This is a genomic window from Halosimplex aquaticum (assembly GCF_028747785.1).
Classification (GTDB): domain Archaea; phylum Halobacteriota; class Halobacteria; order Halobacteriales; family Haloarculaceae; genus Halosimplex; species Halosimplex aquaticum.
Genome location: NZ_CP118158.1, coordinates 869,669 through 893,242 on the forward strand (window position 1 = coordinate 869,669; position 23,574 = coordinate 893,242).

The window sequence follows — 23,574 nt, forward strand, 5'->3', positions numbered from 1 at the left end:
ATGTCTTCGGCATCCCAGCACGCGAACGAACAAGACGTCGTGCCGGAGGAGACAGAAGCCGACGCGGATCAAGCGGTCCCTACCGAGGCCGCGGAGGAGGCGGAGACCGAGGAAGAGTCGAGTTCGCAGCTCCCGCTCGACCACGTCTTCGAGATCCTCAAAAACGAGCGGCGCCGGACCGTGTTGCACTACCTGCGTGAACACGGCGGGACCGTGTCGCTCGGCGAACTGGCCGAACACGTCGCCGCCGTCGAGAACGGGACGACCGTCGCACAGGTCACGTCCAACGAGCGAAAGTGCGTGTACGTCGGCCTGTACCAGTGCCATCTGCCGAAGATGGACGACATGGACATCGTCGAGTTCAACCAGAACCGAGGCCGGATCTCGCTGGGCCCCAACGCGGCCCAGCTGTTCGAGTACCTCGAGGAATCCGACGAGGTCGACCGACCCTGGCCGCTGTACTACGGGTCCCTGACCGCCGTCGGTGCCGTGTTGCTCGTCGCGAGCCAGCTCGGCGCCGCCGCCGTCGGACTGACCGCGACCGTCGTCTCGACGGTCGTCCTGCTCGGTCTCGTCGGCGTCGCCTCGGCGCAGACGCTCGACCAGCGGTCCGCCGACTGACGGTCGCGTCCGTCTGTCGGTTTCTTCTCCCGCTCTTCGCGTGACGCCGCCGCCTTGCAACTACCGGCCAGCGTCAGGTCCGGTTCGGCCACGACCGCAGGCGGCGCTGGCCGCTCTCGTCAGTCAGCGTCGCAGGAGACTGAAACCGGCCCGGAGAGACGGTACCGTCCGTTCGGACGGCGGATCGGGAAAACGCGTGTCGACTTCGGGGAGCCGTCGTCAGCGGACGGCGTCGAGTTCGACGAACGCCGGTTCGGTCGCCGAGATCCAGGTCGCCATCCGCTTGTGGTCGTCCACGCCCGCGGGGTAGATCGTGCACTCGTCGGGGGCGTCCTCGTAGCGCTCGACGACCGCCCTGAGTTTCCACGCCGCCTCCTGCCTGCCGCGTCCCTGACCTTTCGGATCCGTCGACATGGACTACTGTACCCCCCAGACGGCCATTGTAATTGATGCGCTACAGTCGTCGTAGAGAGCGTATATCTCGATATGCCGGGAGAAACACGGGTGAAACTGTCGAAACTGTCTCTCGTCAGCGACGATCCGCCCGACTCGACGGGGATGAGAACGTTCGCGGCTCAGCGGTCTCGGGCGTTCCCGCCGCCGCGGCAGTGATACGCGTCGCGGCCGGCGACGAACGCGCGGGTCACCGTGGGAACCGGGTCCGGGTCGACGACGACGAGGTCGGCGCGGGCGCCCGGGACCAGTTCGCCGCGGTCGTCCAGGCCGGCGACCCTGGCCGGCTCGCGCGTCACGCGGGCGACGCGTCGTTCGATCGGTTCGCCCGTGTCGACGAACACCGACGCCAGCAGCGCTTCCGGACGGTAATCCGAACAGAGGACGTCGACGACGCCCTCCTCGATGGCCTCCCGGGCGTCGAGGTTGCCCCAGAGGCTCCCGCCGCGGACCAGGTTCGGCGCGCCCATGGCGGTCGCGGCGCCGCGCTCGGTCGCGCGCCGCGCCGCCGACAGCGAGACGGGGTACTCACAGAGGTCGACGCCGTGGTCGACCGCGTGGTCGACGGCCGCCGGGTCGGCGTCGTCGTGCGAGGCGAGCGTGACGCCGGCCGACGCGAGCTCGTCGGTCAGGTCCGCGATGCGCTCACGCAGCGTCGCCGCCGCGACGCCACGGCGGTCGCGACCGGCCCGCGCCGCCTCGTCGGCGACGGCGCCGCGGCCGTCGGTGTACCGCTGTGCGAACGCGTCCTCGTCGTCGAACTGGCCGCGGCCGGGGACGTGGGCCATCAGCGAGACCACGTCGACGATCGGCCGGTCGGCGAGGTCGCCGACGCAGGCGACTGAGGCGGCGTCAGTGAGCTCACAGCGGGCGTGGACGCGGTGGTCGGCCGCGAGCCCCGCACCGTCTGCCACCGCGTCCAGGAGCTCCGTCGCTCCCTCTATCGACCGGTTCTTCTCGGGGGCCTCCTCGAAGGCGATCGCGTCGAACTTCGTGGTCACGCCGGCGGCGAGCGTCAGTCGATCGGCCGTGGCGAGCGCCGCGGTCGAGTCGACGCGCTCGCCGGAGCGCGGACAGAGGTACCGCTCGACGTCGTCGCCGTGCAGGTCCACGAGCCCCGGTAAGACGTACTCGCCGCTGGCGTCGATCCTCCGCGTGGACCCCTCGGCGCGCGCCGGCGACTCGGCGCTGTTCCCCCCGGGATCGACGTCGACGATGCGGTCGCCCTCGATCACCACGCGCCCGCCCTCGTGGGACCGATGCGGGGTGACCACGGTGCCGCCGTCGACGACGACGCGTTCTCGGTCGGTCGGTTCGGTCATTGATAAGGTAACAGGGGACCGACCGCGATAGTTATGGGTCGGCTAAACTCGGTCCGGTCTGCGGTCCGACGCGCGGCCGGCGGACGGGAGCATCGCGGCTGCGAGCGGTCGGCAGGGGCGCTCGGACGCGCCAGTCGCCGTCGGTCTGGTCCCAAAGAATGGACGGGGCGCGCCAGGACGGCGGGCCGGACCGGGCGAGTCCGGCCCAACACTGGGCATCGGTGCGCGGCCGAACGGACGGCATCGGACTGGGTGGGGTGTCTCCCCCCAACCCCCCGTTCGACGGATGCGGGGCAGACAACTTCGTTATACCCCGCATACGGCCGCTGTCGAACTCCCTCGGCGAAGCGGGGAGTTCGAATTCGCCGTCTTCGTGGCCTGTGTCGAGGGAGACAGCGGCCCGAGCGAGTCCGGAACGAATACCCCGTCTGCGCGGGGATATCGACGGATAAACTGCCGACTGTCGGTCTGTAGCCGGCGTTTACTCCCCGGTTTCGAGCGTGAACGATTGTGCCCGTTTAACCGTCGTACCCCCCATCGTTGGGATGCCGTCGACCCATCGACCGGCACCACCTGACACGCCCGAACCCCTGTGCATCGCCGGCGAGGCTCCCGTTCCCGTCGGCTTCCCAGCCCACCGGTCGGCCGCTCCTTCGGTGTGCGCTCCTGCCCGGGGCGTCACACGGGAAGACGGCACCGTCTACCAGCAGTTCGCGGCCGCCCGTCGGCTCATCCGCCCGTGACCCAACCGGGCCGACGGGTCGCGGAATTTCTGACGCGCTCTTTCGACGACCGGCAGTGGCGCTCGCCTCCGTCCAAACGAGACCACCGACAGGCGTAAGGCCGTCCCGCGAGTGCCCGTGTCCCATGCAATCGGACGACTCCGGTGCGACGCGGAGCAAGGTCGCGCGGGTCATCGACGCGTACGACCTCGACGGGATGGGCGACCGGCTGGTCGAGCGCTGGACCGGGGCTGACGGCGAACGGGCGAGTCTCCGCGACCTCGCGGACGAGTTCAACCGGGAGGTCCTGCGGACCGCGATGCGCGAGGTGGGGCGGAGTCCGATGGAGCGCGTGGTCGAGCAGACCTACGAGACGCTGACCGCGAGCGACGTGAGCGAGGGGCGGAAGGCGGAGGTCCGGAACCAGCTCACCCGCGACGGCGTCGACGTCGACGCGCTCCGCGGCGACTTCGTCTCCCACCAGTCGGTACACACCTACCTCACGTCCGTGCGAGAGGTCACGGCGCCCTCGTCCGACTCCGACCCGGTCGAGACGGACGTCGGGACGATCCAGCGGCTACTGGGTCGGACGGCGACGGTGGCCGAGGACACGCTCGAACGCCATCGCGACGCCGAGCGGGTGGTCCTCGGCGACTTCGACGTGTTCCTGGACCTCCGGGTGCTGTGTCACCGCTGTGGGAGCGACCGCGACGTAGTCACGCTCCTCGAAAACGGGGGGTGCGCGTGCGACGAACCGGTCGACGCGTCACCCGAGTGAGCGCGCTGGCCCGCCGCTGTGCGCGAGTCGCGGCTGCGTCACGGAAACCGGGGCGGCGGGCTCGGGTCCTCGGGTTCGGACTCGTCGTCGGCCGCCGCGTCCGGCGGCCGGGCGGTCGTCTCGCGTCTCACGCGATCCTCCGTTCGCTGGTCGGGTCTTCGTCGGCGTCGAGGCGGACGACCTCGTTCGTGCTGTGATCGACGGCGCGCCGGTCGATCGTGAGCATCGAGCGGTCGCCCTCGTCACCGGTCGGGTCGACGCGCTCCGAGTCGACGCGCTCCGGATCGAGCAGTACGCGTGCACGTTCGCCGTCGACGCGGACGATCGTTCCGACGGCCGAACCACCGGTCGTGACCACGCGCTTGCCTCTGTCGGTGCCCTGGAAGTTCCGTTGCATGCTGATGCTCCGATCCGCCTGTCCGCTGGCTGCGGACGGGGATTCGTGTCACAGTACCCGAGTTTAGTACGTAAAGGCGAACACCCGTTCCACCGGTGGCGGACTGTTCCGACTGTTGCAACGGTGCCCTCGGCCGGTAGGCCGCTCTTACACTCCGTCTGGCTGTTGCCCCCCGCGGATCGAACGAGTCGCAGTCTCCGCACTCGTCGGAAGTGAACCGATCGATACCGGAATCGGATCCGATGGGTCGTCTGACAGGACCGGCCACGGACGCAGTACAGACGACTGCTCGCCGAGAGGCTTCCTGACGTCTGTTCTCCCGACAACTACGCTCCTTGTCCAGCCGTCCCGGTCTGAACGACGAGAGGCGTCGTAAACGCCGAACATCCATTTAGAGCCGGAGAACGCCGCTTTCGGGCGGTCTATTCGGTTCGCCAACTTATTTCAGAGAAACTGTGTCGAGAGCCGAGACGATCCGGCCTCTGATTCCTCAGGGCGCACCCGCGAGGACGAACGTGCTCTCCTCGTCGCCGTTCTCGATCTGTCGCTGCTCCTCGGGGGCGATCCTGAGCGCGTCGCCCGCGGTCATCTCGACTTCGTCGCCGTCGACGGTGACGGTCGCCTCGCCCTCGACGAGGACGTACACCTCCTCCTGTTGGTCGTCGGCGTGGTCGTGGGCCTTCCCTTCCCACCCGGGCTCGCACTCCAGCAGGGAGACGCCGAGGTTTTCGCAGCCGAGTTCGTCGCGCAGGAAGTGGAGGCCGCCGCCGACGGCGTCCACGTCCTCGTAGTTTACCTTGTTCGGTGACATCTCCTCCACCTACGGCTACCTGCCTGAAGTTCCTGTTGGCGGGAGCGAGAGCGAGCGGAATCAGCCGAAAGCGGGCCCGCGGGGTCGTCAGCTATCGCCGAGCACGTCGGTCGTCACCGTGGAGTTCTGGCTCAGCGAGTCCAGCCTGACGGTCTCGGTCCCGGCCTGCGTCTCGACGGTGGCCGTCACGGCCACGGTCAGGTTCGAGGACTCGCCGCGGCGGACGTGCGTGACCCACCACTCGTCCATCCGCTGGTTGTCGAGCGCCATCGTGAAGCCGATCGATTCGCTCTCGCCCGGCGGGACGGTGTGGGTCCCCGGCGCCGTTCGATTCGCGAGCACGACGTCGTTCAGGGCGACGCGATAGCGGATCTCCGTCACCGTCACTGGGGCCGGCTGCTCGTTCTCCAGGGTCGCGTTCACGTCGATCGGGGCCGTCTCGGGGGTCGCCTGGCCCCATCGGACGGACTCGGGGCGGACGACCATCGCCTCGCGCCCGTCGACCGCGACCGTCTCGGCCTCGCCGTCGCCCATGCCGGCCAGCAGGTTTGTCTCGAACTCGCTGCGCTGGTCGACCACGGGCACGTCGAACCGGGTGAACCCGAGGTCGGCGCGGACCTCCGGCGTCGTCGTCACCGTCGAAGCCTCTCCGCGGTTGACGTGGCGGGCCCACCAGGCCGGGACCTTCGAGTTGTTCATCGTCGACGTCAGTTCGAACTCGCTCCGGCCGGCGTCGAGCCCGTCGGTCCGCTGGCGCCCGGTCGCGACGAGGATGCCGTTGACCGCGGTGTGCTGGGCGGCGCGTATCGAGAGCAGATCGTTGATCGCCGCGTCGTCGTTGGTGTTGTTCAGCGCGACCGTCGTCAGGATCTCGGTGGTCTCCTCGTCGACGGCGCCCCACTCCCGGTCCGTGTCGTTGATCCGGGGCCGCTCGAACTCGATGTCGCGTTCGGGCGCGTCGCGGGCCGTCACCGACGTGGACCCGCCGCCGAGCACGTCCGTCTCCAGGGTGAGCGAGCGCTCGTAGATGCGGATCGGGACGCGCTTGTACTCGCCGTCGCGCTCGACGAGGCCGTAGAGTTCGACCGAGAGGGTGCTGCGCTCGCTGTCGTTGACGTGGTTGGCCCACCAGTCGGCCATCCGCGCGGTGTCGAGGTTCATCCGCACGTCGAGGCGTCCGGTCTCGCCCGGTTCGACGGTCACGCCCGAGAGCTGTCGGTCCGCGGCGAGGGTGACGTTGTTCATCTCGACGGCGTACTCGACGCCGTCGAGGCTGACCGGGTAGTCGTGGACGTTCTCGACGGTCGAGGTGACCGACAGCGGCGTCACCGACTCGTTCGCCTCGCCCCACTCGGCGCGCTGTTCGCCGACCCGCAGGAACGGCTCGCCGCGGAACTCGACCGTCCGGCCGCCTTCTTTCGCGAAGCCGCCGAGGAGGTCCGTCTCGACGGCGGACCGCTGGGCGGGCACGTCCCGGGAGAACCCCGGCGCGGAGACCGTCGCGTCGACCCGGAGCTTAGACTTCTCCCCGCCGTTGACGTGCGTGACCCACCACTTCGCGATCTTCGAGTTCGACATCGCTGTCGACAGGTGCAGTTCGTTCGTCCCGGGGCCGAACCCGACTCCCGTCCGCTCGCCGCGCGCGAGGACGACGTCGTTGAGCCGCGCGGTGTAGGCCACGTCGACGACGCCGGGCACGCCGACAGGGTTCGGGTTCGTCACCGTGGCGGTCGTCCGGATCTCCGTCGTCTCCGCGGTCACCGTTCCCCAGTCGCTCTCGACGCCCTCGACCGTCGGTTTCGCGAGGACGCCCGTCCCCGCGAGCGCCGCGATGCCGACCGCGAGTACGAGGAAGATCCCGAGAGAGACGGCGGCGATCCGTCGAAGCCGCGCCCGTGAAATCATCACCTGAAGCAACTCACGGACGCACAAAAGAGTTTAGCTCCGAGTCTCGAAATCGATAGACAGCGCCCGAATCGCGGAGGGTCCGGGGACAGCGGCACTCAGGCGTCGAAGACGGGGTCGCTCAGGCGTCCGGGATGGACACGTCGTGTTCGAGCGTGCCGACGCCCTCGATCTCGATCTCGACGGTGTCGCCGTCGGAGAGCGGACCGACGCCCGCGGGCGTCCCCGTGATGATCACGTCGCCGGCTTCGAGGGTCATGTACGTCGTGATCTCCTCGATCAGCTCCGGGACGGAGAAGATGAACTCCTCGCGCGAGGAGGACTGTTTCGTCTCGCCGTTGACGCGGAGTTCGACGCTGGCGTCCTCGGGCACCTCGTCGGGGGTCGCGACGACCGGGCCCATCGGCGCCGCGCCGTCGAAGGCCTTCCCGCGGATCCAGTTCTGCTCGACGCGCTGGTCGTCGCGGTTCGAGAGGTCGTCGACGCAGGTGTACCCGCGCACCACGTCCATCGCCTCCTCGGCGTCGACGTCCTTGCACTGGCGGTCGACGACGACGCCGAGTTCGGCCTCCCACTCCAGCTTCTCCTTGCCAGCGGGCAGCTCCACGGTCGAGCCGTGGCTGGACACCGCGTTCGGCGGCTTCAGGAACAGGAGCGGGCGGTCGGGGATCTCCATGCCCTCCTCCTCGGCGTGGTCGGCGTAGTTGAGGCCCACGCAGACGATCTTCGTCGGTTCGGTGGGCGCGAGGATGTCGACTTCCTCGGCGTCGTAGGTGCTGTCACCGAAGGAGACTGTGCCGTCGTCGTAGGTGCCGGTGCGCTCGGCGCCGGCCGGGTCGCGGAATCGAACCTGTCGCATACGTGCGCCGAGTGGCGAGGCCCCTCCAAAACCGTTCCGTTCGAGACCGCTCGGTCGTGAGCCGGTCCGCGGTGACGCCGCCCCGCTCAGAACGTCTCCGGGACGTCGGGGTCGCGGCCGTCCGCGCTCCCGTCGGCCTGCTCCTCGTCGAACAGCGTCCCGCCGTACGGTCGGTAGTCGAAGTCGTAGGCGGAGGTGACCCGCTCCAGTTCGTCCTCGCGTCGGGCGATCTGGCCGGTGTCGAAGTCCGACCGCTCGACCGCCGCGACGAGTTCCTCGTCGCCGATCCGGCCCTCGGCGTAGGCGGCGGCGACGCCGTCGCGGAACGCGTCGGCGTTGCGGCGCAACCGCGCGGCCTCCTCGAATGCCGACCGGATCTCGGGGGTCGACCCGTTCGCGTTCGCGGGGATCCGCTCCAGTTCGTCCGTGGCCCGGCGGTCGTACTCGGCGGCCTGTCGGAGCACCTCGACGGTCTGTTCCGCGGCCGAAAGCTTCTCCCACGCGTCGCGGGCGTCGGGGGCGACCATCACGTCGACCACGTCCGCCCACGTCGTCGAGCGCTCGGGGTCCTCGAAGGCCTCGGCCACGAACGCCCCGACGTGTTCCTCCGGGATCGGGACGCCCATCGCCTCGTCGCCGAGGTCGCTGGCGTCGCCGCGCCGCCCGTCGGACGCAGCGTCGCCTCGGTCGGTCGCCTCGGGCTGGGCTCCCAGCGAGTAGGTCTCGCGGTCGGTGGAATCTGACTGGTCGCTCACGAGTCGTCACCTCCGGTGTCGGTCGCCGAGTCGTCGCGCCGATGCTCACCCTGACTGTTCGATTTCGGCGTCTTGTGTCCCTGCGGTCGCGGATCGGGGCCGGGATGCGACCCGACACGACCGGTCCCGCCGTCGACCGCCGCGGCACCTGGCTGGGGCGCTCCCGGCCCGTCGTCGAGACGACCCGGCGGCGCGTCGGCCCCGCCCGGCGGTCGCGGCCGGCCGCTCTCGGGTCCGCCGGCTCGACCGGGCCCCGCGCCGGCCGCGCCGGACTGCCGCGGACCCCCCTCGACGTCGAGGTTCTCCGGGTCGACCCCGCGCGAGCGGGTGAGCGCCCGCTCGGCCGTCCGGCGCACGTCGTCGCTCCGGTCGTCGAGCCCGTGTGTCTCCAGGGCCTCCTCGGCGCGGTCGGTGCCAAGGTCGCCGAGCCCGTCGGCCGCCTTCGCGCGGACGAACGACCCGGGGTCGCGCGCCAGCACCGCGGCGAGCAGGCGGACGGCCCGTTCGGTCTCCGCCTCCTCCGGCAGGAACTGCGCGGCGTACTCGCGGACCGCGGGTCGGGGATCGTTCTTCAGGCGGTCGACCAGCAGGTCGGCGCCCGCGGCGTCGGTCTTCGCGAGCGCGATGAGCGCGTTGCGTCGGACGGCCGGGTGGTCGTCGGCCAGCGCCTCGCGCAACTGCCCGCTCGCGCCCGGCGCGGCCCGCGAGAGCGCGACGACGGCCTCCGCGCGGACCCACTCGTCGGGGTCGTCCAGCGCGGCCGCGATCGTCTCTCGCTCGCGGCCCGCGACCCCGAGCGCCTCGACGGCGAACTGCCGGGTCTTCGCGTCGTCGGCCGAACGGGCCGCACCGACGAGCCGTTCCGCCGTCGCGTCGGCCAGGCCCGACTCGGCCTCGTCGACGAGCGCCAGCGCCGCCTCGCGCTTGCGCGGCTGGTCCCCGTCGAGCGCCGCGCGGAGGCCGGCCTCGTCGTCGGCCGGCGCCCGGCCGCGGGCGCTCCAGTTGGCGTACTCGTCGGTCATCAGGCGACCCTCCAGTAGGTCACGAGCCACACGAGCAACGCAGACAGGACGACGCCACCGACGAACCCGGGGATCGCGAGCGGGCGTCCGTCGCGACCGCTACCGCCGCCGGTCCCGTTGCCGCCGACCTGCAGGACGCTCCCGCTCCCGGCCCCGCCGCCGCTGTCGGGCACCGAGAGGTTGCCCGACGACGGGTCGAGCGTCGAGAACTGGAGCGTCAGCGACTTCTGGCCGTTGGCCTCGTCGGCGCTCCCGTTCCAGACGGCGAAGGCGAGGTACACCTTCTGGTCGGTGATCGACGCGTCGTACTGCCCGACGCCGGTCCGGTTGCGGACGAAGGTGACCCGCCAGCCGTCCTCGGTCCGTTCGCCGCTCGCCTCGACGGGCTGCTCGGGCGCGTAGCTGAGCGACCCGTACCCCTTCGCGTAGTAGTTCTGTGCGCCGTTCTCGAAGCTGGCCCGCGAGAGCGGGTTGCCCGCCTGCCGCCCGGGCATCGTCACCGAGTCGTTGTGGGGGTAGGCGTACATGTCGCCGGCGCCGTCGCTCTGCTGGGGCCCGTGTCGCCAGCTGGCCCGCCAGTACCAGACGTTGACGGGCGTGCCCGCGGCGCCCATGGTGATCGGCGGCTGCTCGCCGGTCTTCAGCATCACCGCGGCGGCGTCGCTGAAGTTCCTCGGTTCGGCGATGTCCGCGTTCCGCGTGGGGTCCTCCCACGAGAGGCGGACGGAGACGTGGCTCTCGTTGGCGGCGGTCTGCACGTCGAGTTCGTCGACGCTCCCGCCGCCGAACGGCGGCGCCATCTGTTGTTTCGACAGCGAGACGGTCCGCGTGGGGGCGTCGTTCCACGCGCTCGCGGTCGGCTCGGTCGGGACGCTCTGGACGCTCGCGACCGGCTGGCTCCCGCCCGTGACCGCCGCGCCGACCGCCGCCTGCCCCGCGAGCAGGAGCGCGACCGTGACGACGGCCAGCGTCGTCGCGCGGACGGCCGCGCCCCGGTCGAGCGGGAGCCGCTTTGCGACCCGTGATAGCGCGCCGCCGTCCCGGTCCTCACTCGGCATCGTCGCTCACCCCCGCGGTGGCGTCGCCGTCGCCACCGGTGGCCTCGTCGTTCGGGTTCTCGTCCCCGTTCCGGACCGCGTCGTCGCGTCTGACGAGTTCCGCGGCGAGCGTCGCGGCCGCGCGGTAGGCGCGCCAGCTCGCCGGACCGTCGTCGTCCACCGTCCGCTCGACGTCGTGGGCGAGCGCGGGGACGAATCCCCGGAGGTGCTTGTCCAGGACCGTCGCCTCGGCCGCGGCCAGTCGGTCGGCGGCCGCGTCGTCGCCCTCGTGGATCGCGACCGCGCGCTGGGCCGCGATCACCTGCATCAGCTCTAACTCGGCGGCGACGTGGTCCTGGCGCTCCGCGAACTCCGCGCCGGGTTCGACGCCGAACGTCTCCATCAGCCCGACGACCGCCGCGATGCGGCGCTGGGACTCGCCCACGTCGGAGCCCGTCGTGTAGTGGGCCTCGTACGGGACGACGGGGTACTCGCCGCCCTCGGGGAGCCCGAACAGCCCGTTGTACGCCGATTCGAGGCCCGAGACGGACGCGTCGGCGAACGCGTCGAGGAACCGCTCGGCCTCGTCGCGGAGCCCCAGCCGCTCCGCGGCCTGCAGGACGCCGTCGCGGGCGTCGTGAGCGGTGAGCGTCGCGCGCATCTCCGTGTCGGGGTAGCAGAAGGCGCCGCCGACCGCCCCGTAGATGGTCGCCCGCGTCGCGTGCAGCGCCTCGGCCGCTTCGGGGTCGCGGGCGCGCTCGTCGCTGTCGGCGCGGTCCGCGCACGCATCGCTGCCGGCGCCGTCCCCGCCGGACGGTTGCGCGTCGGTGCCTGTCGTGGCGGAGTGGTCCGCTTCGTCGAGTCGGGTCATGGCTGGTTGGTCCACTGCTCGCCCTCGCGGACTTCCAGTTCCTCCTCGAAGGGCAGGTCCGCGACCTTCTCGCCGTCGCGGTTCCAGCCCCTGACGCGCTCCTCGGAGACCTCGTAGGTCTCGATCAGCTCCGTCGTCGCGCCGAACAGCTGTAAGATCCCGAGGACGTGATGCGAGGGGTTGCGAACGCGTTCCTGGACGATTTCGATCGACTCCCGGTAGGTCTCGCCGGGCCAGTCGTTGCGCTTGACCTCCTCGTTGGGGGTGAACATCTGGGTCAGGAACTCCGGCGGCACGTGGTACGGCGGCATGTAGAACACCTGCGGGCGGGTGCCGAACTGCGGATAGAGGGGGAGAGCCACCTTCTCGTCCGAGTGGACGAGGTAGTTGATCGGCGACCGGCCGCCCGGGGCGTCGCCGCCGGGCGAGGGGGCGTCGGGTCCCCGATTGATGTTGCCGTGCAGGCGCGTCTTCCCGATGCACGAGGAGACACAGCGGGGGACGAACCCCTCCTCGATGCGGGGGTAGCAGCCGACGGGCTTTTCGGAGACTCCCGTCTCGGGGTTGTACATCGGCTTGTGGTACGGACAGCCCTTCACGCACTTGCGGTAGCCCCGGCAGCGCTCCTGGTCGAGCAGGACGATGCCGTCCTCCTCGCGCTTGTAGATGGCCTGGCGCGGACAGGCCGCGAGACAGGCCGGATTCTTGCAGTGGTTGCATAGCCGCGGCAGGTAGAACTGCCAGATGTCGTGGTGTTTTCCTTCCTCCAGGTCGCTCTCGACGACCTCGCCGGTGGGGTACTCGCCGTGGACCTGGTCGTCGCCGAGGGCGGGGTACTCCCACTCCTCCTTGTCGGCGATGTAGCCGCGGACGCGCTCGCCGTCCTCGGCGGCCTCGAAGATAGTCTCGCCCGCCCCCAGGTCGTCGAGCAGGCGCATGTCCCAGCCCATCGGGTAGCCGCCGTAGGGCTCGGTCTCGACGTTCATCCACCACATGTACTCCTCGCCCTTCCCGCTGGTCCAGGTGGACTTGCAGGCAAAGGAGCAGGTGTTGCAGTTGATACAGCGGTTCGTGTTGATGACCATCCCCCAGTGCCAGTCGCGTTCCTCCTCGCGGTGCTCGTAGGGGTAGTCGTGGCTCCGTCCGAGTTGTGGGTTCTCGACCTGTGGCATCAGTCGTCACCTCCGGTCGTCGTCGTGTTCGACCCGCCCGATCCGTCCTGCAGCGACCCGCGGACGTAGCTCCGGAAGGCGTCGTCCTTCCGGGCGTCGGCGGGCTTCCAGTCCGCCTCGGCGTACTTCTCGACGTCGACGAGGTCGTCGCGGTTGGTCCCGGTCGGCGCCCAGACCGTCTCCTCGTAGCCGTGCTCCAGTTCCGCGCCGTGCCAGGCGATCTCCTCGGGCACCTCCTCGGAGACGTTCGGGTCGCCGAACACGGCCTTGTGGACGAGGTCGTCGGTCTCCTGCAGCGGGTCGAGCCAGATGTTGGTCGTCGTGTTGTACCCCTTGATCCCGTCCTCGTCCTCCTCGTCGTCGGGGAAGTGCTGGGGCCACCAGCCGTGCCAGATCGTGAGTTGGCCCATGTCCCCCGCCGAGCGTGGCCGCTGGCGCTCGCTCACCATCGCGCGGACGACGAGGTCGCCGCGCTTGCCCGTGATCCGGACGTAGTCGCCCGTCTCGACGTCGATGTTCGCCGCGTCCTCGGGATGGATCTCGACGAACGCCTCGCCGAGCGGCGGCGCGTCCTCCGTCTCGCCGTCGCCGGTCGGGAACGAGAAGTCGTCGACGAGCCGCTCGGTCCCCTCGGGGTCGGCGTCGACGCTCCCGAAGTCCCGCGCCGACCAGATGAGATTCCAGTCGGTCATCCCCCACGAGGAGTGAGTCCGGTACTTCGGGTGGGGCGTGTTGTAGTAGAACTGCTTGTCCTCGTCGTGATAGAGCGGGTTCTCCTCGTCTTTCGCCTCGTCCCACTTCTGGTTGACCCCGTAGGGCGTCCCCTCGACGCTCTCGACGTGGTCGAGGTCGTCGCGACCCAGTTCGATGAACCGGTCTTCCTCCTTGTGGAACTCCATCCGACCGGTCTTGGTGTAGAACGGCCGGTCCTCGTGGATCTGCGAGTAGAAGGGGATCCGCGGGTAGGTCTTCAACTGGAGCCGCTCGGGGCCGTCCCGCAGGTCCTCCACGTCGATGCCGCGGGTGGTCATCCCCCTGTCGAACGTCTCCTGGATGTACTCAGTGACGTCCTTGTCGTCGTCGAGGAACTTGTCGAAGTACGCCCGGTAGGAGTCGACGTTGCGCTCCTCCCGGGGGATCTTCTCGTCGAGCTTCTCGGCGACCATCGCGACCACCTCCCCGTCCTGCTTGGTGTCGTAGATGGGGTCCATCACCCCGTGGTCCATGTGGACGAAGGGGTTCTCCGGGCCGACGGTGATGTCGGGGTACTCGCACTCCAGCCACGAGGGCACCGGGAGCACGATGTCCGCGTGGCGGGCGGAGTAGGTCATGTGCATGTCCGAGACGACGAAACACTCGTTGCCCGTGTCGGGGTGTTTGACGAAGTTCTCGATGACGTGCTCTTGGTGTTTCGTCTGGTTCAGGAGGTTGCAGTTCATCGTCCAGAGAATCTCCGGCTTGGACATCGTGTACGACTCCGCCTCGGTCGGCATCACTGGCTCCTCGGCGTCGCCCTGCGGGACCAGTTCCATGTCCTCGTCGAAGTCCCCGCGGATCTGGTGGGGATCGAGCTTCTCGCCGCCGAAGAAGGCGAAGGCGTAGCCGGGGTACATCCCGTGGGCGCTGTGGCCGTCGGGGTTGACGTAGTGGGGGTAGCCGTCCAGCAGTTCGATCTTGTACTGGCCGGAGTAGTTGTAGTAGCCCTGCCCGGGGCTGCCGACGTTTCCGAGCATCGACTGGACGAAGAAGATCGCCCGCTGGAGCGAGTCGTTGGAGTGGAACCAGTGGTTGATCCCCTCGCCGGTGAACCACTGGCCATTCTCGGCCGCGGCGAACTCTCGGGCGGTCTTCTTCAGCGCGTCCGCCGGGATGGTCGTGATGTCCTCGACGGTCGCCGGGTCGTAGCTCGACATGACGTTGTCGCGCTGGCGGGCGAAGTCCGACCGCACCGCGACCGTCGACCCGTCGGTCAGTTCGACCTCCCGTTCGACGTCCAACTGCGGGGTCGGCGGCGTCTCCTCGCCGACGTCCTCGCGGGTGACCGCGACGAGTTCGCCTCCATCGCCGACGGCGACGAAGTCGCCCCAGTCGTTCTCCTCGTGCTGTTTCTCGGCGTCTTCCGGCGGTGCCTCGTGGTCCGGGAACACCTCGTGGGCGCGGAGGTACTTGCCGTCGTCCTCGCGGACGAGCAGCGGTAGCGTCGTGTACTTCCGCATGAAGTCGGCGTCGTACAGCTCCTCGTCGATGATGACGTAGGCGATGCCCAGCGCGAACGCGGGGTCGCTCCCCGGCCGGACGGGCAGCCAGCGGTCGCACTTCTGGACCGTCGGCGAGTAGTCGGGGTAGACGCCGACCATCTTCCCGCCGCGCTCGCGGGTCTCCTGCAGGAAGTGGTTGTCCGCGAGCTTGTTGTGGATGAGGTTCTTGCCCTGGATGATGGTGTAGTCGGCCTGGCGCCACGCCGAAGCGTCCGAGTCGGATGTCTGGTACCCCGTCGTGATGACGTGGCCCGGCGGCAGGTCGGCGTACCAGTCGTACTCGGTCCACTCGCAGCCGCCGAAGACCGACGCGAGCCGTCGGCCGGAGCCGTGGCGGGTGAACAGCCCGTCGGCCTTGATCGCGTTGAAGATGTGGAAGCGCTTGTTGTCCTCCAGGTTGGCCATCTTCTCGGCGATGAGGTCGACCGCCTCCTCCCAGGAGACGCGCTCGAACTCGTCCTCGCCGCGGCCCTCCGGGTTGGGGTCGTCCGGGTCCCACCCCTTCCGGACCATCGGGTACTTGATCCGCGAGGGCTCGAACGTCCGGCGGTGGAGCGTCAGCCCCTTCATGCACCCGCGGGGGTTCCAGTGCTGGCTGACGCCGGCGTCCTCGTACCCGGAGGGGCCGACCGAGGCGTCCTCGTTGTGGTAGACCTGCTCGGCCCTGATGGGGACGCCGTTTTTCATGTAGAAGTTCAGCGCACACGACTGGGTGCAGTTGGGGTGACAGACGGTCCAGTCCACCTCGTCGTAGTCGTAGATGTCGTGGTACACCTGCTCCCAGTCGCGGTTGGGGTACGATTTGAGCGGGTTGTCGACCGACGTGACGGGGTCGACGGCCTGCGTCGCGCCCCAGGCCGTCCCGACGAGCGCGCCGACGCTCCCGGCGCCGGCGGCCGCCAGGAAGTCGCGTCGCGACAGCGTCACGCCCGGTCACCTCCGCGGTCTCTCGCCACTGTCTGGCGCATACCTGATCCTGGGATCGCTCCCCACGTCAACCCACGAGCGCGTTCCAGCACCGCTGTAACCGGGGCGAAAATGTTCTGGTTCCCCCTGTGGTCTCCGGACCCGAGTACTGCGGGGGTTTATGTGTGGTCGGGTGACCCTGCCCCGAGCGATCGCCGCGGGCGTCTGCCACGCTGGGGAAGGAGACGAACACGTTCGGGCTCGCTTCCCAGCCAGTGGGACCGCGGAACGGGGTTCACTGTCCCAGGAGACGTGCGTCCCCGTATGGAAGCCGAATCGACGGGCGGCATTCGGGTCAGACTGGCTATCGAGGCGGCTGACGCCTGCCCGGTCGCGTCCGCGACCGGCGACGGGGCCGTGGCGCGGTCGGTCACCTGGAGTCGCGCCGGCGACGGCGTGGTCGAGGAGTTCGACCTCGCCGGCGACGCGGACGACGGGGCGCTGCCCGCAGACGCGTCTGTGGTCTTCGAGACGGACCGGTCCGAGCGGGTCCGCTTCTCCCGCCGGGAGAACGATTGCGTCTGCGACCGCGTCGAACGCCACGGCACGCCGGTGACCGACGTCGGCGCTTCGCGCGGGACGCTCCGGCTGAGCTTTCACGCGGCGGACGTCGAGACGGTCCGGGGGGTCGTCGACGAGATGAACGAGGCCTACGGTTCTGTCCGGATCGACCGCATCGCGCGGACGGGCGACGACGGCGACGAGGACCTCGTGACGGTCGACCGGGGGCGGCTCACGGACCGACAGCGGGAGGTCCTCGAAACGGCGATGGACATGGGGTACTTCAGGCGTCCGCGGTCGGCCAACGCGACGGAGGTCGCCGCTGAACTCGACATCTCGCCGTCGACGTTCGCCGAGCACCTCGCCTCCGCGCAGTCGAAGGTGCTCGCCTCGCTGCTGGAGGGGTCGGCGTGACCCGACAGAACGGCCACCGCGGAGTCAGCGAGCGCGACCACCACCGCGAACGCGATCGCCACTGCGAACACGACGACCACAGCGACCGCGCTCACCAGGGCGCAAACGAACAGACTCACTCCCACGACGGCCCCGACGGCGCCCAACCGATCGACGGCGAGGCGAGCGGACGGGACGGCGGCGCACCGGGCCTCGCCGAAGTCGACCGGGTGATCGCCGTCGCCAGCGCGAAGGGCGGCGTCGGCAAGACCACCGTCGCGACCCACCTCGCCTGCGCGATGGCCGAGTCCGGCCTCGACGTGGGGCTGTTCGACGCCGACGTCCACGGCCCGAACGTCCCCGAACTGCTGGAGGTCGACGGGCCGGTCTACTCCGACGACGACGGAAACCCGCTCCCCGTCGCGGCCGACGACCTCGACGTGATGAGCGTCGGGCTGATGCGGGACGGCGCGCCGCTGGCGTGGCGCGGCGCGATGGCCCACGAGGCCCTCTCGGAGCTGTTCGAGGACACCGCCTGGGGCGACCAGGACGCGCTCGTCGTCGACATGCCGCCGGGCACCGGGGACGTGGTGCTGACGACGCTCCAGGAGGTCCACCTCGACGGCGTCGTCTTCGTGACCACGCCCTTCCACGCGTCGGTGACCGACACCGCCCGCTCGCTCGAACTCTTCCGCGACAACGACGTGCCGGTGCTCGGCGTCACCGTCAACATGGCCGGGTTCACCTGCCCGACCTGCGGCGACGAGCACGACCTCTTCGAGCACGGCGACCCCCTGGACGACCTCGACGCGCCCGTCCTCGCCGAACTGGACTTCGACCCGAGCGTGCAGGGGACGCCCCGCCCCGGGGAGTTGCCCGATCAGATGCAGGAACTGGGCGAGGACGCCTGCGACCGCGTCGAGGAGGTCTGGGCGGTCGACGTGCCCGCGGACGCGGTCGACCTCCGCGGCGTCGCGGCCGACGCCCGCCACGGCCGCGTCCGCGAGGCGTTCGACGCGACCGACCCGGGCGAGGAGTTCGTCCTGGTCAGCGACCGCGACCCGACGCCGGTGCGGTCGTTCATCGCCACGCTCTCCGCTCGGGCCGACGAGCCCGCAGACGTCTCGCCGTTCGAGGTCGAACGGGCGAATCCCGAGACGTGGGTGCTCCGGACCGTCCGTCCGTAGGTCGGGGGTTGGCTTCCCCGTCCTACGTACGGCTATACAGCATTCATAGCAGCCGTCATAGGAACCCCTCCCGACGCTTCACCTGACCATCACGATGTCCGGACGCACGCGGTCGGACGACGATTCGTTCCCCGACAGATCCGCCCCGTCGATCGACGACCGGCCCGGCGGGTCCGACTCCCCGCAACTCGAACTCGCGCTCGTGCGGTACACCGACAGGCCCGACCGGTGTACGATCCACCCGCCAGACGCGACGGGCGTCGAGCGCATGTCGACGTGGATCTCCGTCGACCGGAGCCTCGTCGTCGACGTCGATTCGATGCGGTGACCCCCGCGGCGGCCACGTCGGCCGTGCTTCCCGGCCGCTTTAGTCGATCGGCGGTGAACGGCCGGTAATGGGACACGAGGGCTTCGCGGAGGTGACGCGCCTCGCGGCGGCGCGGGAGGAGTTGCTGTCCGTCGTCGATCCGCCCGAGGCGGCCGAATCGGTCGCCGTCGCCGACGCCGTCGGGCGGACGGTCGCGGCGCCGGTCGACGCCGGACGGGACGTTCCTGGGTTCGACCGCGCGGCGATGGACGGCTACGCCGTCCGCGCCGCCGACACGCACGACGCGAGCGGCCGCTCGCCGGTCGTCCTGGACGCCGTCGGACTCGGTCCGACGTGCAATCAGAACTCTGGGAGTTCTGATGACGCGGTCGACGGCGAGGTCGGCCCCCGGGAGGCCGGGTACGTCCACACCGGGAGCCCGATGCCCGACGGCGCCGACGCGGTGGTGAAGGTCGAGGAGACCGACACCCGCGGCGACCGGGTCGAGATTGCGGCCGCGGTGCCGCCGGGGGAGAACGTCGCGCCCGCCGGCGAAGACGTGGAGTCAGGCGAGCGGATCTTCGAGGCCGGCCGGCGGCTCCGCCCCTCGGATCTCGGACTGCTGAAGGCCGCCGGCCACCGCTCGGTGCCGGTCCGGCCTCGCCCGCGCGTGAGTGTCGTCCCCACCGGCGAGGAACTCGTCGACTTCGACCCCGGCTACGGCGAGACGACCGAGACCAACGGGCTGACCGTCTCCCGCCTCGTCGAGCGCTGGGGCGGCGAGGCGACCTACCGCGACGTCGTCGGCGACGACGAGGACGCCCTGCGGGAAGCGATCGAGCGGGACGCCGACCACGACGTCGTCGTCACGACCGGCGGGTCCTCGGTCGGCGAGCGCGACCTGATCGCCGGCGTCGTGGCGGACCTGGGCGAGGTGCTGGGCCACGGCGTCGCGCTCAAGCCGGGCCACCCCGTCGGCTACGGCGTCGTCGACGGGACGCCCGTGCTGACGCTGCCCGGCTACCCCGTCTCCTGTCTCGTGACCGCCGTCCAGTTGCTGCGCCCCGCGGTCGCCCGCGCGGGCGGGTTCGACCCCGAACCGTTCCCCGAGTTCGAGGCGACGCTCGACCGGAAGATCGCCGGCGAGGTCGGCGTCCGCTCGTTCGTCAGAGTCCGGAGGACCGGCGAGGGGACCGTCGAACCGGTTCGCGGCGGCGCCGGCGCGCTGTCGTCGGTCGCCGCCGCCGACGGCTGGGTGGTCGTCCCCGAGAGCCTGGAGGGCGTCGCCGCCGGCGAACCGGTGGTCGTCCAGCGCTGGGAACCGTTCGTCTGATCGGGAGGCCGTCGCCGCGTCGCCGCACTGGCGGGAGCGAGGACAGCGACAGGCACTTGCGGCTGGACGGACCAGACGCGGACGAGTCATCCCAGTCATGCCCGACGAAGCCGATCAGGTCCCGGAGTCGGAGGCGACCGGCCCGGCGACGACCGAGAGCCTCGCACGCGCGCTCCGCGGGCTCGACCCCGCGTACTTCGGCCTCGTCATGTCGACGGGCATCGTCTCCATCGCCTTCCGCGAACTGGGAGTCGAGGCGGTCTCGCTGCCGCTCGCGGCGTTCAACGTCGGCTGTTACGTCCTGTTGCTCGTCCTGTTCGGCGCGCGGCTCGGCCGCTATCCGGATCGGGTGCTCGCGGACCTCCGGGACAGGGAGCGCCACTGGGGGACGCTGACGTTCGTCGTCGCCACGAACACGGTCGGCGTGCAGTCCCTCGTCTTCTTCGACGCCGTCGCCGTCGCCGCGGGCCTGTGGCTGACGACCGTCGTCGCCACGCCGCTGCTCCTGTACTACCTGTTCGCGACCGAAGTCGTCGGGCCCTCGGAGGTCGGCGTGAGCGAACGCATCGACGGCGCCTTCCTGCTCGTCATCGTCTGCATGCAGTCGCTGGCGGTCCTCGGCGGGATGCTCGCGGACGCGACGACCGCCTACACGGACGTGCTCCTCCTCACGAGCATGAGCTACTTCGGGTCGGGGTACGTCCTCTACTTCGTCGTCGTCACCGTCGTCACCTACCGCCTGCTCGACGGAGCGGTCCGCCCAGACGACTGGACCGGCCCCTACTGGATCACGATGGGCGCCGCAGCCATCACGACGCTGGCCGGGGCCACGCTCGGTCCCCTCCTGGAGTCCGTCGCCGCCTGGGAGCCCTACGCGCCGGTCGTCCTCGGCGTGACGTTCCTCGCGTGGGCGATCGCCTCGTGGTGGATCCCGCTCCTGCTCGCCGTCGACGTCTGGAAGTTCCTCACCGGCGGCGTCGACGGGCGGCCGCCGGTCTGGGTGCTCCTGCTACCGTGGTCGCGACTGGGCTTCGGCCGCCGGCTCCACGTCTACGCCCCGACGGCGTGGGGCCGGGTCTTCCCGATGGGGATGTACACCGCCTGCACCCTGAACCTGGCCGGCGTCAACACGTTCAGCCTCCTCCGGGTCGTCCCCGCGTACTGGGGGTGGTTCGCGCTGCTGATCTGGGTCGTGACCTTGCTCGGGACGCTCCGGGCGGCCGGTCGCGTCCTGTTCGGCCGCCGCAACGCGGCGGCGGCGACCGTCGGGTCGACCCAGTAGCGCCGGGGCCGCCGCTCCCGGCCTGCGAACGCGCGCCCAGCCGTCAAGGCGATATCGCCCGTACTCCGGCGCATGTCGACCCTGACCGAAGACGACGTGGGAAAGGCGGTGGTCAACCCCGTCGGGGACGAGATCGGGATCGTCGAGGACTTCGAGAACGGCACCGCCTACGTCGACACGCACCCGAGCTGGACCGACCGGATCGAGGCGCGCCTCGGCTGGGACGACGACCCGGACATCCGCGAGGCGCCCCTGCGGGACGAGTACGTCGAGGAGGTCACCGACGACGAGATCGTCCTGCGACAGGACGTCCAGGTCGACCGGTAGCGCGCGTTCGGTGTGGCGTCAGGTCTCGGGTCGCTCGTGTGACCAGAAGGCGTCGTCGACGGTGACCTCCTTCTTGAACAGCGGCACCTCGTCTTTCAGCCGGTCGATGCCGTCCTCGACCGTCTCGAAGGCCTCCCCGCGGTGGCCGGCGAGGACGACCACGAAGACGATGTCCTCGCCGGCCTCGACGACGCCGGTCCGGTGGTGCATCCGGACTTCGTGGACGCCGTCCCGGGCCTCCAGTTCCTCGCGGATCGTCGCCATCCGGTCCTCGGCGACGCCGTCGTACTTCTCGAACTCCAGGTGCTCGGTCGGCTCGTCGTCAGGACCGTCCTGCATCCGGACGCGCCCGGTAAACGTGGCGATCGCGCCGCTGTAGCGGGCGTCGGCCGAGCGCTTCACCTCGGCGACGAGCGAGGCGAGGCACTCGTACGGTTCGAGGCCGTCCAGGGCCGCGACGACCTTCCCGACGTCGACCGCGTCGGCCTCGGACGCGGTGGCGACCGCCTCGCCGGCGTGGTCGCGACCGCCCAGCGCGACGGTCGGGATCTCGGCGTCGCTGTAGCCCTCGATCAGCGCGTAGTCGTAGTCCGGCGCGAGGTCGTCGAGCGTCCCGTCGAGCGTCCGGTCGGCGCCGGTGGCGAACCAGCCGGCGTCGTCGGTGATGCCGTAGGTCGCGTCGGCGCCCGCCGCGCGGTGGCGAGCGGTGTCTTTCCCCTCGGTGTCGACGGTCGGATCCGTCTTCAGGTGTTTGACCGTGGCGACGCGCCCCTCGGCCGACAGCCGTTCGGCGAGTCGCTCGACCAGCGTCGTCTTGCCCGAGTCCGACGGCCCGACGATCCCCAGGACCTGCATACTCCGACTGGGAGTTCCTCCGCCATGTAAATTCCTCCTGCCGTGTTCGGGACTCCCGGCCGACGACCGTCGTTCGGTTGCCGTCGTCTGTGACCTGCGCGACGCCGGTCGGAATGGGACAGTGACATACCGACGGCCGTCCTATCCCGCCTCGATGGCAGCGTCGCCACCGGAGCGGGTCCGCGGGGTCGTCCTCGCCGGCGGGCGGAGCACCCGCTTCGGCGAGGAGAACAAGGCGCTCGCGCGGCTCGACGGCCGGCCGGTCGTCGCACACGTCGTCGAGACAGTCGCCGAGGCGACCGACGGGACGCCAGTCCTCTCGGTCGCGACCGACTCGCAGGCCGAGCAGTTGTGCGGTGCGCTCGGTCGGCCGGTCGAGACGGTCCGTGACGGGGTCGGCCGCTCGGGCCCGCTGGCGGGTCTCGCGGCCGCCGCCGAGGCGGTCGACGCCCCCTGGCTGTTCGTCTGCGCCTGCGACATGCCGCTGGTCACGCCCGAGAGCGTCGACGCGCTGTGCGCACGTGCGGCCGCTGTCGACGGGGACTGCGAACTCGACGCCGTCGTGCCTGTCGTCGACGGCTACGATCAGCCGCTCCACGCGCTCTACCGGCGCTCGGCGTTCGGTCCGGCGCTCGATTCGCTCTCGGAGGACGGCGCGATGATGGCGCTGCTCGACCGACTGACCGTCGAGCGATTCGCGGCCGCGGAGACCGACGCGCCGCTGGGAGCGGCGACGACGAACGTGAACACGCGGGCCGACCTCGCGGCGCTCCGCGACGACTGACGGCTCGCGGGGACCGACCACTGCGCCGGCGATTGCCGCCCTCAGGCTTCGTGTGCAGGCCCCCGCCCTTTCCGTGGTGCGTCCCTATTTCCGCCCGACATGGTCGACGTGATGGGACACCTTGCGATGGGACTGCTCTGGGCGCTCCCGGCGTGGTGGCTCCTCTGGGACGAACACGCGAGCGCGCTCTTCGTCGTGTTCGCCGTCCTGATGGCGCCGTTTCCGGACGTAGACACGTTCCTCTCGACGGCGTTTCCCAACGCGGTCCATCACCACGGGGTCACCCACACCATCGTGTTCGTCGTGACGATAAGCGTCGTCGCCGGCGCGATAGTGGCCGCGACGCTCACCGATCGCATCGACGACTGGACGGCCCAGCGCTTCGAGACGGGCCGGACGTTCGTGTTCGCGACGGTCGCGTTCGCCGTCGGCGGGCTGAGCCACGTCTTCGCCGACATGCTGTCGGCGCCGGACATCTCGACGCCGATCGAGCCGCTGTGGCCGTTCTTCGAGGGATCTCTGGGGATCGACGTGCTCTACTACAACAACCCCTGGTGGAACGTCGGCTTCCTCTCGCTGATGATCGTCGTCCACCTCGTGGTCGCCTACAGCGCGTTCGACAGGCGAGGAGCGTCGCGAACGGGGGGCGCCTGACG

General features: G+C 70.3%; 23 protein-coding genes. 10 read left to right on the forward strand and 13 right to left on the reverse strand.

The window, feature by feature from the left end; all coding sequences use genetic code 11:
* The gene (locus PSC72_RS04225; protein WP_274324646.1) at positions 1 to 621 is read left to right on the forward strand and encodes a DUF7344 domain-containing protein; all 621 of its coding nucleotides are present in this window, start codon (positions 1 to 3) and stop codon (positions 619 to 621) included.
* Between the two features lie 219 nt (positions 622 to 840).
* Here PSC72_RS04225 and PSC72_RS04230 read toward each other — a convergent pair whose 3' ends face one another.
* A complete protein-coding gene (locus PSC72_RS04230; RefSeq protein WP_274324647.1) occupies positions 841 to 1,035 on the reverse strand; it encodes a DUF7511 domain-containing protein in 195 nt (64 codons plus the stop codon).
* Between the two features lie 161 nt (positions 1,036 to 1,196).
* A complete protein-coding gene (locus PSC72_RS04235) occupies positions 1,197 to 2,396 on the reverse strand; it encodes an alpha-D-ribose 1-methylphosphonate 5-triphosphate diphosphatase (RefSeq protein WP_274324648.1) in 1,200 nt (399 codons plus the stop codon).
* Positions 2,397 to 3,263: 867 nt separating this feature from the next.
* Between PSC72_RS04235 and rdfA the strand changes: the two genes are divergently transcribed.
* Positions 3,264 to 3,896: a rod-determining factor RdfA gene (gene rdfA, locus PSC72_RS04240; RefSeq protein ID WP_274324649.1), complete on the forward strand. Its 633-nt coding sequence runs from the start codon at positions 3,264 to 3,266 to the stop codon at positions 3,894 to 3,896.
* 127 nt (positions 3,897 to 4,023) lie between these two features.
* On the opposite strand, the gene PSC72_RS04245 is transcribed toward rdfA, so the two are convergent.
* The 10 genes from PSC72_RS04245 to PSC72_RS04290 form a co-directional block, all read right to left on the reverse strand.
* Positions 4,024 to 4,293 (reverse strand): hypothetical protein, encoded by a 270-nt coding sequence (locus PSC72_RS04245; protein WP_274324650.1) that lies wholly within the window; start codon positions 4,291 to 4,293, stop codon positions 4,024 to 4,026.
* 490 nt (positions 4,294 to 4,783) lie between these two features.
* A complete protein-coding gene (locus PSC72_RS04250; protein ID WP_274324651.1) occupies positions 4,784 to 5,104 on the reverse strand; it encodes a cupin domain-containing protein in 321 nt (106 codons plus the stop codon).
* A gap of 87 nt (positions 5,105 to 5,191) precedes the next feature.
* Positions 5,192 to 7,009 (reverse strand): LEA type 2 family protein, encoded by a 1,818-nt coding sequence (locus PSC72_RS04255; protein WP_274324652.1) that lies wholly within the window; start codon positions 7,007 to 7,009, stop codon positions 5,192 to 5,194.
* Positions 7,010 to 7,130: 121 nt separating this feature from the next.
* Positions 7,131 to 7,868 carry a fumarylacetoacetate hydrolase family protein gene (locus PSC72_RS04260; RefSeq protein WP_274324653.1) on the reverse strand — a complete coding sequence of 246 codons (738 nt, stop codon included), beginning with the start codon at positions 7,866 to 7,868 and terminating at the stop codon, positions 7,131 to 7,133.
* Positions 7,869 to 7,954: 86 nt separating this feature from the next.
* On the reverse strand, positions 7,955 to 8,623 hold the full coding sequence (locus tag PSC72_RS04265; RefSeq protein WP_274324654.1) for a hypothetical protein: 669 nt from the start codon (positions 8,621 to 8,623) through the stop codon (positions 7,955 to 7,957).
* Positions 8,620 to 9,645 (reverse strand): HEAT repeat domain-containing protein, encoded by a 1,026-nt coding sequence (locus PSC72_RS04270; RefSeq protein WP_274324655.1) that lies wholly within the window; start codon positions 9,643 to 9,645, stop codon positions 8,620 to 8,622. The genes PSC72_RS04265 and PSC72_RS04270 overlap by 4 nt, the downstream gene beginning before the upstream one ends.
* Positions 9,645 to 10,703 (reverse strand): ethylbenzene dehydrogenase-related protein, encoded by a 1,059-nt coding sequence (locus PSC72_RS04275; RefSeq protein WP_274324656.1) that lies wholly within the window; start codon positions 10,701 to 10,703, stop codon positions 9,645 to 9,647. Before PSC72_RS04275 ends, PSC72_RS04270 begins: the two co-directional genes overlap by 1 nt.
* A complete protein-coding gene (locus PSC72_RS04280; RefSeq protein ID WP_274324657.1) occupies positions 10,693 to 11,553 on the reverse strand; it encodes a TorD/DmsD family molecular chaperone in 861 nt (286 codons plus the stop codon). Before PSC72_RS04280 ends, PSC72_RS04275 begins: the two co-directional genes overlap by 11 nt.
* Complete coding sequence (locus PSC72_RS04285) at positions 11,550 to 12,725, reverse strand: 4Fe-4S dicluster domain-containing protein (RefSeq protein WP_274324658.1); 1,176 nt, start codon at positions 12,723 to 12,725, stop codon at positions 11,550 to 11,552. The genes PSC72_RS04280 and PSC72_RS04285 overlap by 4 nt, the downstream gene beginning before the upstream one ends.
* Positions 12,725 to 15,910, reverse strand: coding sequence for a molybdopterin-containing oxidoreductase family protein (locus tag PSC72_RS04290; protein ID WP_274324659.1), 3,186 nt, complete (start codon positions 15,908 to 15,910; stop codon positions 12,725 to 12,727). The genes PSC72_RS04285 and PSC72_RS04290 overlap by 1 nt, the downstream gene beginning before the upstream one ends.
* A gap of 303 nt (positions 15,911 to 16,213) precedes the next feature.
* Between PSC72_RS04290 and PSC72_RS04295 the strand changes: the two genes are divergently transcribed.
* The 6 genes from PSC72_RS04295 (at position 16,214) to PSC72_RS04320 (ending at position 21,279) form a co-directional block, all read left to right on the forward strand.
* The gene (locus PSC72_RS04295; RefSeq protein WP_274324660.1) at positions 16,214 to 16,864 is read left to right on the forward strand and encodes a helix-turn-helix domain-containing protein; all 651 of its coding nucleotides are present in this window, start codon (positions 16,214 to 16,216) and stop codon (positions 16,862 to 16,864) included.
* Positions 16,861 to 18,030, forward strand: coding sequence for a P-loop NTPase (locus PSC72_RS04300; RefSeq protein ID WP_274324661.1), 1,170 nt, complete (start codon positions 16,861 to 16,863; stop codon positions 18,028 to 18,030). The genes PSC72_RS04295 and PSC72_RS04300 overlap by 4 nt, the downstream gene beginning before the upstream one ends.
* 94 nt (positions 18,031 to 18,124) lie before the next feature.
* A complete protein-coding gene (locus PSC72_RS04305) occupies positions 18,125 to 18,358 on the forward strand; it encodes a DUF7511 domain-containing protein (RefSeq protein ID WP_274324662.1) in 234 nt (77 codons plus the stop codon).
* A gap of 67 nt (positions 18,359 to 18,425) precedes the next feature.
* A complete protein-coding gene (locus tag PSC72_RS04310; RefSeq protein ID WP_274324663.1) occupies positions 18,426 to 19,670 on the forward strand; it encodes a molybdopterin molybdotransferase MoeA in 1,245 nt (414 codons plus the stop codon).
* Between the two features lie 97 nt (positions 19,671 to 19,767).
* Positions 19,768 to 20,952: a tellurite resistance/C4-dicarboxylate transporter family protein gene (locus PSC72_RS04315; RefSeq protein ID WP_274324664.1), complete on the forward strand. Its 1,185-nt coding sequence runs from the start codon at positions 19,768 to 19,770 to the stop codon at positions 20,950 to 20,952.
* 72 nt (positions 20,953 to 21,024) lie between these two features.
* Positions 21,025 to 21,279: a PRC-barrel domain containing protein gene (locus PSC72_RS04320; RefSeq protein WP_274324665.1), complete on the forward strand. Its 255-nt coding sequence runs from the start codon at positions 21,025 to 21,027 to the stop codon at positions 21,277 to 21,279.
* Between the two features lie 18 nt (positions 21,280 to 21,297).
* Here the strand turns inward: PSC72_RS04320 and PSC72_RS04325 are convergent, their stop codons facing one another.
* Positions 21,298 to 22,134 (reverse strand): molybdopterin synthase, encoded by an 837-nt coding sequence (locus PSC72_RS04325; RefSeq protein ID WP_274324666.1) that lies wholly within the window; start codon positions 22,132 to 22,134, stop codon positions 21,298 to 21,300.
* A 154-nt stretch (positions 22,135 to 22,288) separates the two neighbouring features.
* On the opposite strand from PSC72_RS04325, the gene mobA reads away from it, so the two are divergent.
* Positions 22,289 to 22,918, forward strand: a complete 630-nt coding sequence (gene mobA / locus PSC72_RS04330; RefSeq protein WP_274324667.1) for a molybdenum cofactor guanylyltransferase — start codon at positions 22,289 to 22,291, stop codon at positions 22,916 to 22,918.
* Positions 22,919 to 23,044: 126 nt separating this feature from the next.
* Positions 23,045 to 23,572 carry a metal-dependent hydrolase gene (locus PSC72_RS04335; protein ID WP_274324668.1) on the forward strand — a complete coding sequence of 176 codons (528 nt, stop codon included), beginning with the start codon at positions 23,045 to 23,047 and terminating at the stop codon, positions 23,570 to 23,572.
* Positions 23,573 to 23,574: the final 2 nt, after the last annotated feature.

Excerpts from the sequence above, each read along its gene's own strand:
- PSC72_RS04275 (WP_274324656.1), bottom strand. The coding sequence starts at position 10,703 with ATGCCGAGTGAGGACCGGGACGGCGGCGCGCTATCACGGGTCGCAAAG.
- PSC72_RS04325 (WP_274324666.1), bottom strand. The coding sequence starts at position 22,134 with ATGCAGGTCCTGGGGATCGTCGGGCCGTCGGACTCGGGCAAGACGACG.
- PSC72_RS04335 (WP_274324668.1), top strand. The coding sequence starts at position 23,045 with ATGGGACTGCTCTGGGCGCTCCCGGCGTGGTGGCTCCTCTGGGACGAA.
- PSC72_RS04255 (WP_274324652.1), bottom strand. The coding sequence starts at position 7,009 with ATGATTTCACGGGCGCGGCTTCGACGGATCGCCGCCGTCTCTCTCGGG.
- PSC72_RS04260 (WP_274324653.1), bottom strand. The coding sequence starts at position 7,868 with ATGCGACAGGTTCGATTCCGCGACCCGGCCGGCGCCGAGCGCACCGGC.
- PSC72_RS04230 (WP_274324647.1), bottom strand. The coding sequence starts at position 1,035 with ATGTCGACGGATCCGAAAGGTCAGGGACGCGGCAGGCAGGAGGCGGCG.
- PSC72_RS04305 (WP_274324662.1), top strand. The coding sequence starts at position 18,125 with ATGTCCGGACGCACGCGGTCGGACGACGATTCGTTCCCCGACAGATCC.
- PSC72_RS04280 (WP_274324657.1), bottom strand. The coding sequence starts at position 11,553 with ATGACCCGACTCGACGAAGCGGACCACTCCGCCACGACAGGCACCGAC.
- PSC72_RS04270 (WP_274324655.1), bottom strand. The coding sequence starts at position 9,645 with ATGACCGACGAGTACGCCAACTGGAGCGCCCGCGGCCGGGCGCCGGCC.
- PSC72_RS04285 (WP_274324658.1), bottom strand. The coding sequence starts at position 12,725 with ATGCCACAGGTCGAGAACCCACAACTCGGACGGAGCCACGACTACCCC.
- PSC72_RS04310 (WP_274324663.1), top strand. The coding sequence starts at position 18,426 with ATGGGACACGAGGGCTTCGCGGAGGTGACGCGCCTCGCGGCGGCGCGG.
- PSC72_RS04315 (WP_274324664.1), top strand. The coding sequence starts at position 19,768 with ATGCCCGACGAAGCCGATCAGGTCCCGGAGTCGGAGGCGACCGGCCCG.
- PSC72_RS04225 (WP_274324646.1), top strand. The coding sequence starts at position 1 with ATGTCTTCGGCATCCCAGCACGCGAACGAACAAGACGTCGTGCCGGAG.
- PSC72_RS04235 (WP_274324648.1), bottom strand. The coding sequence starts at position 2,396 with ATGACCGAACCGACCGACCGAGAACGCGTCGTCGTCGACGGCGGCACC.
- PSC72_RS04250 (WP_274324651.1), bottom strand. The coding sequence starts at position 5,104 with ATGTCACCGAACAAGGTAAACTACGAGGACGTGGACGCCGTCGGCGGC.
- rdfA (WP_274324649.1), top strand. The coding sequence starts at position 3,264 with ATGCAATCGGACGACTCCGGTGCGACGCGGAGCAAGGTCGCGCGGGTC.
- PSC72_RS04320 (WP_274324665.1), top strand. The coding sequence starts at position 21,025 with ATGTCGACCCTGACCGAAGACGACGTGGGAAAGGCGGTGGTCAACCCC.
- mobA (WP_274324667.1), top strand. The coding sequence starts at position 22,289 with ATGGCAGCGTCGCCACCGGAGCGGGTCCGCGGGGTCGTCCTCGCCGGC.
- PSC72_RS04245 (WP_274324650.1), bottom strand. The coding sequence starts at position 4,293 with ATGCAACGGAACTTCCAGGGCACCGACAGAGGCAAGCGCGTGGTCACG.
- PSC72_RS04295 (WP_274324660.1), top strand. The coding sequence starts at position 16,214 with ATGGAAGCCGAATCGACGGGCGGCATTCGGGTCAGACTGGCTATCGAG.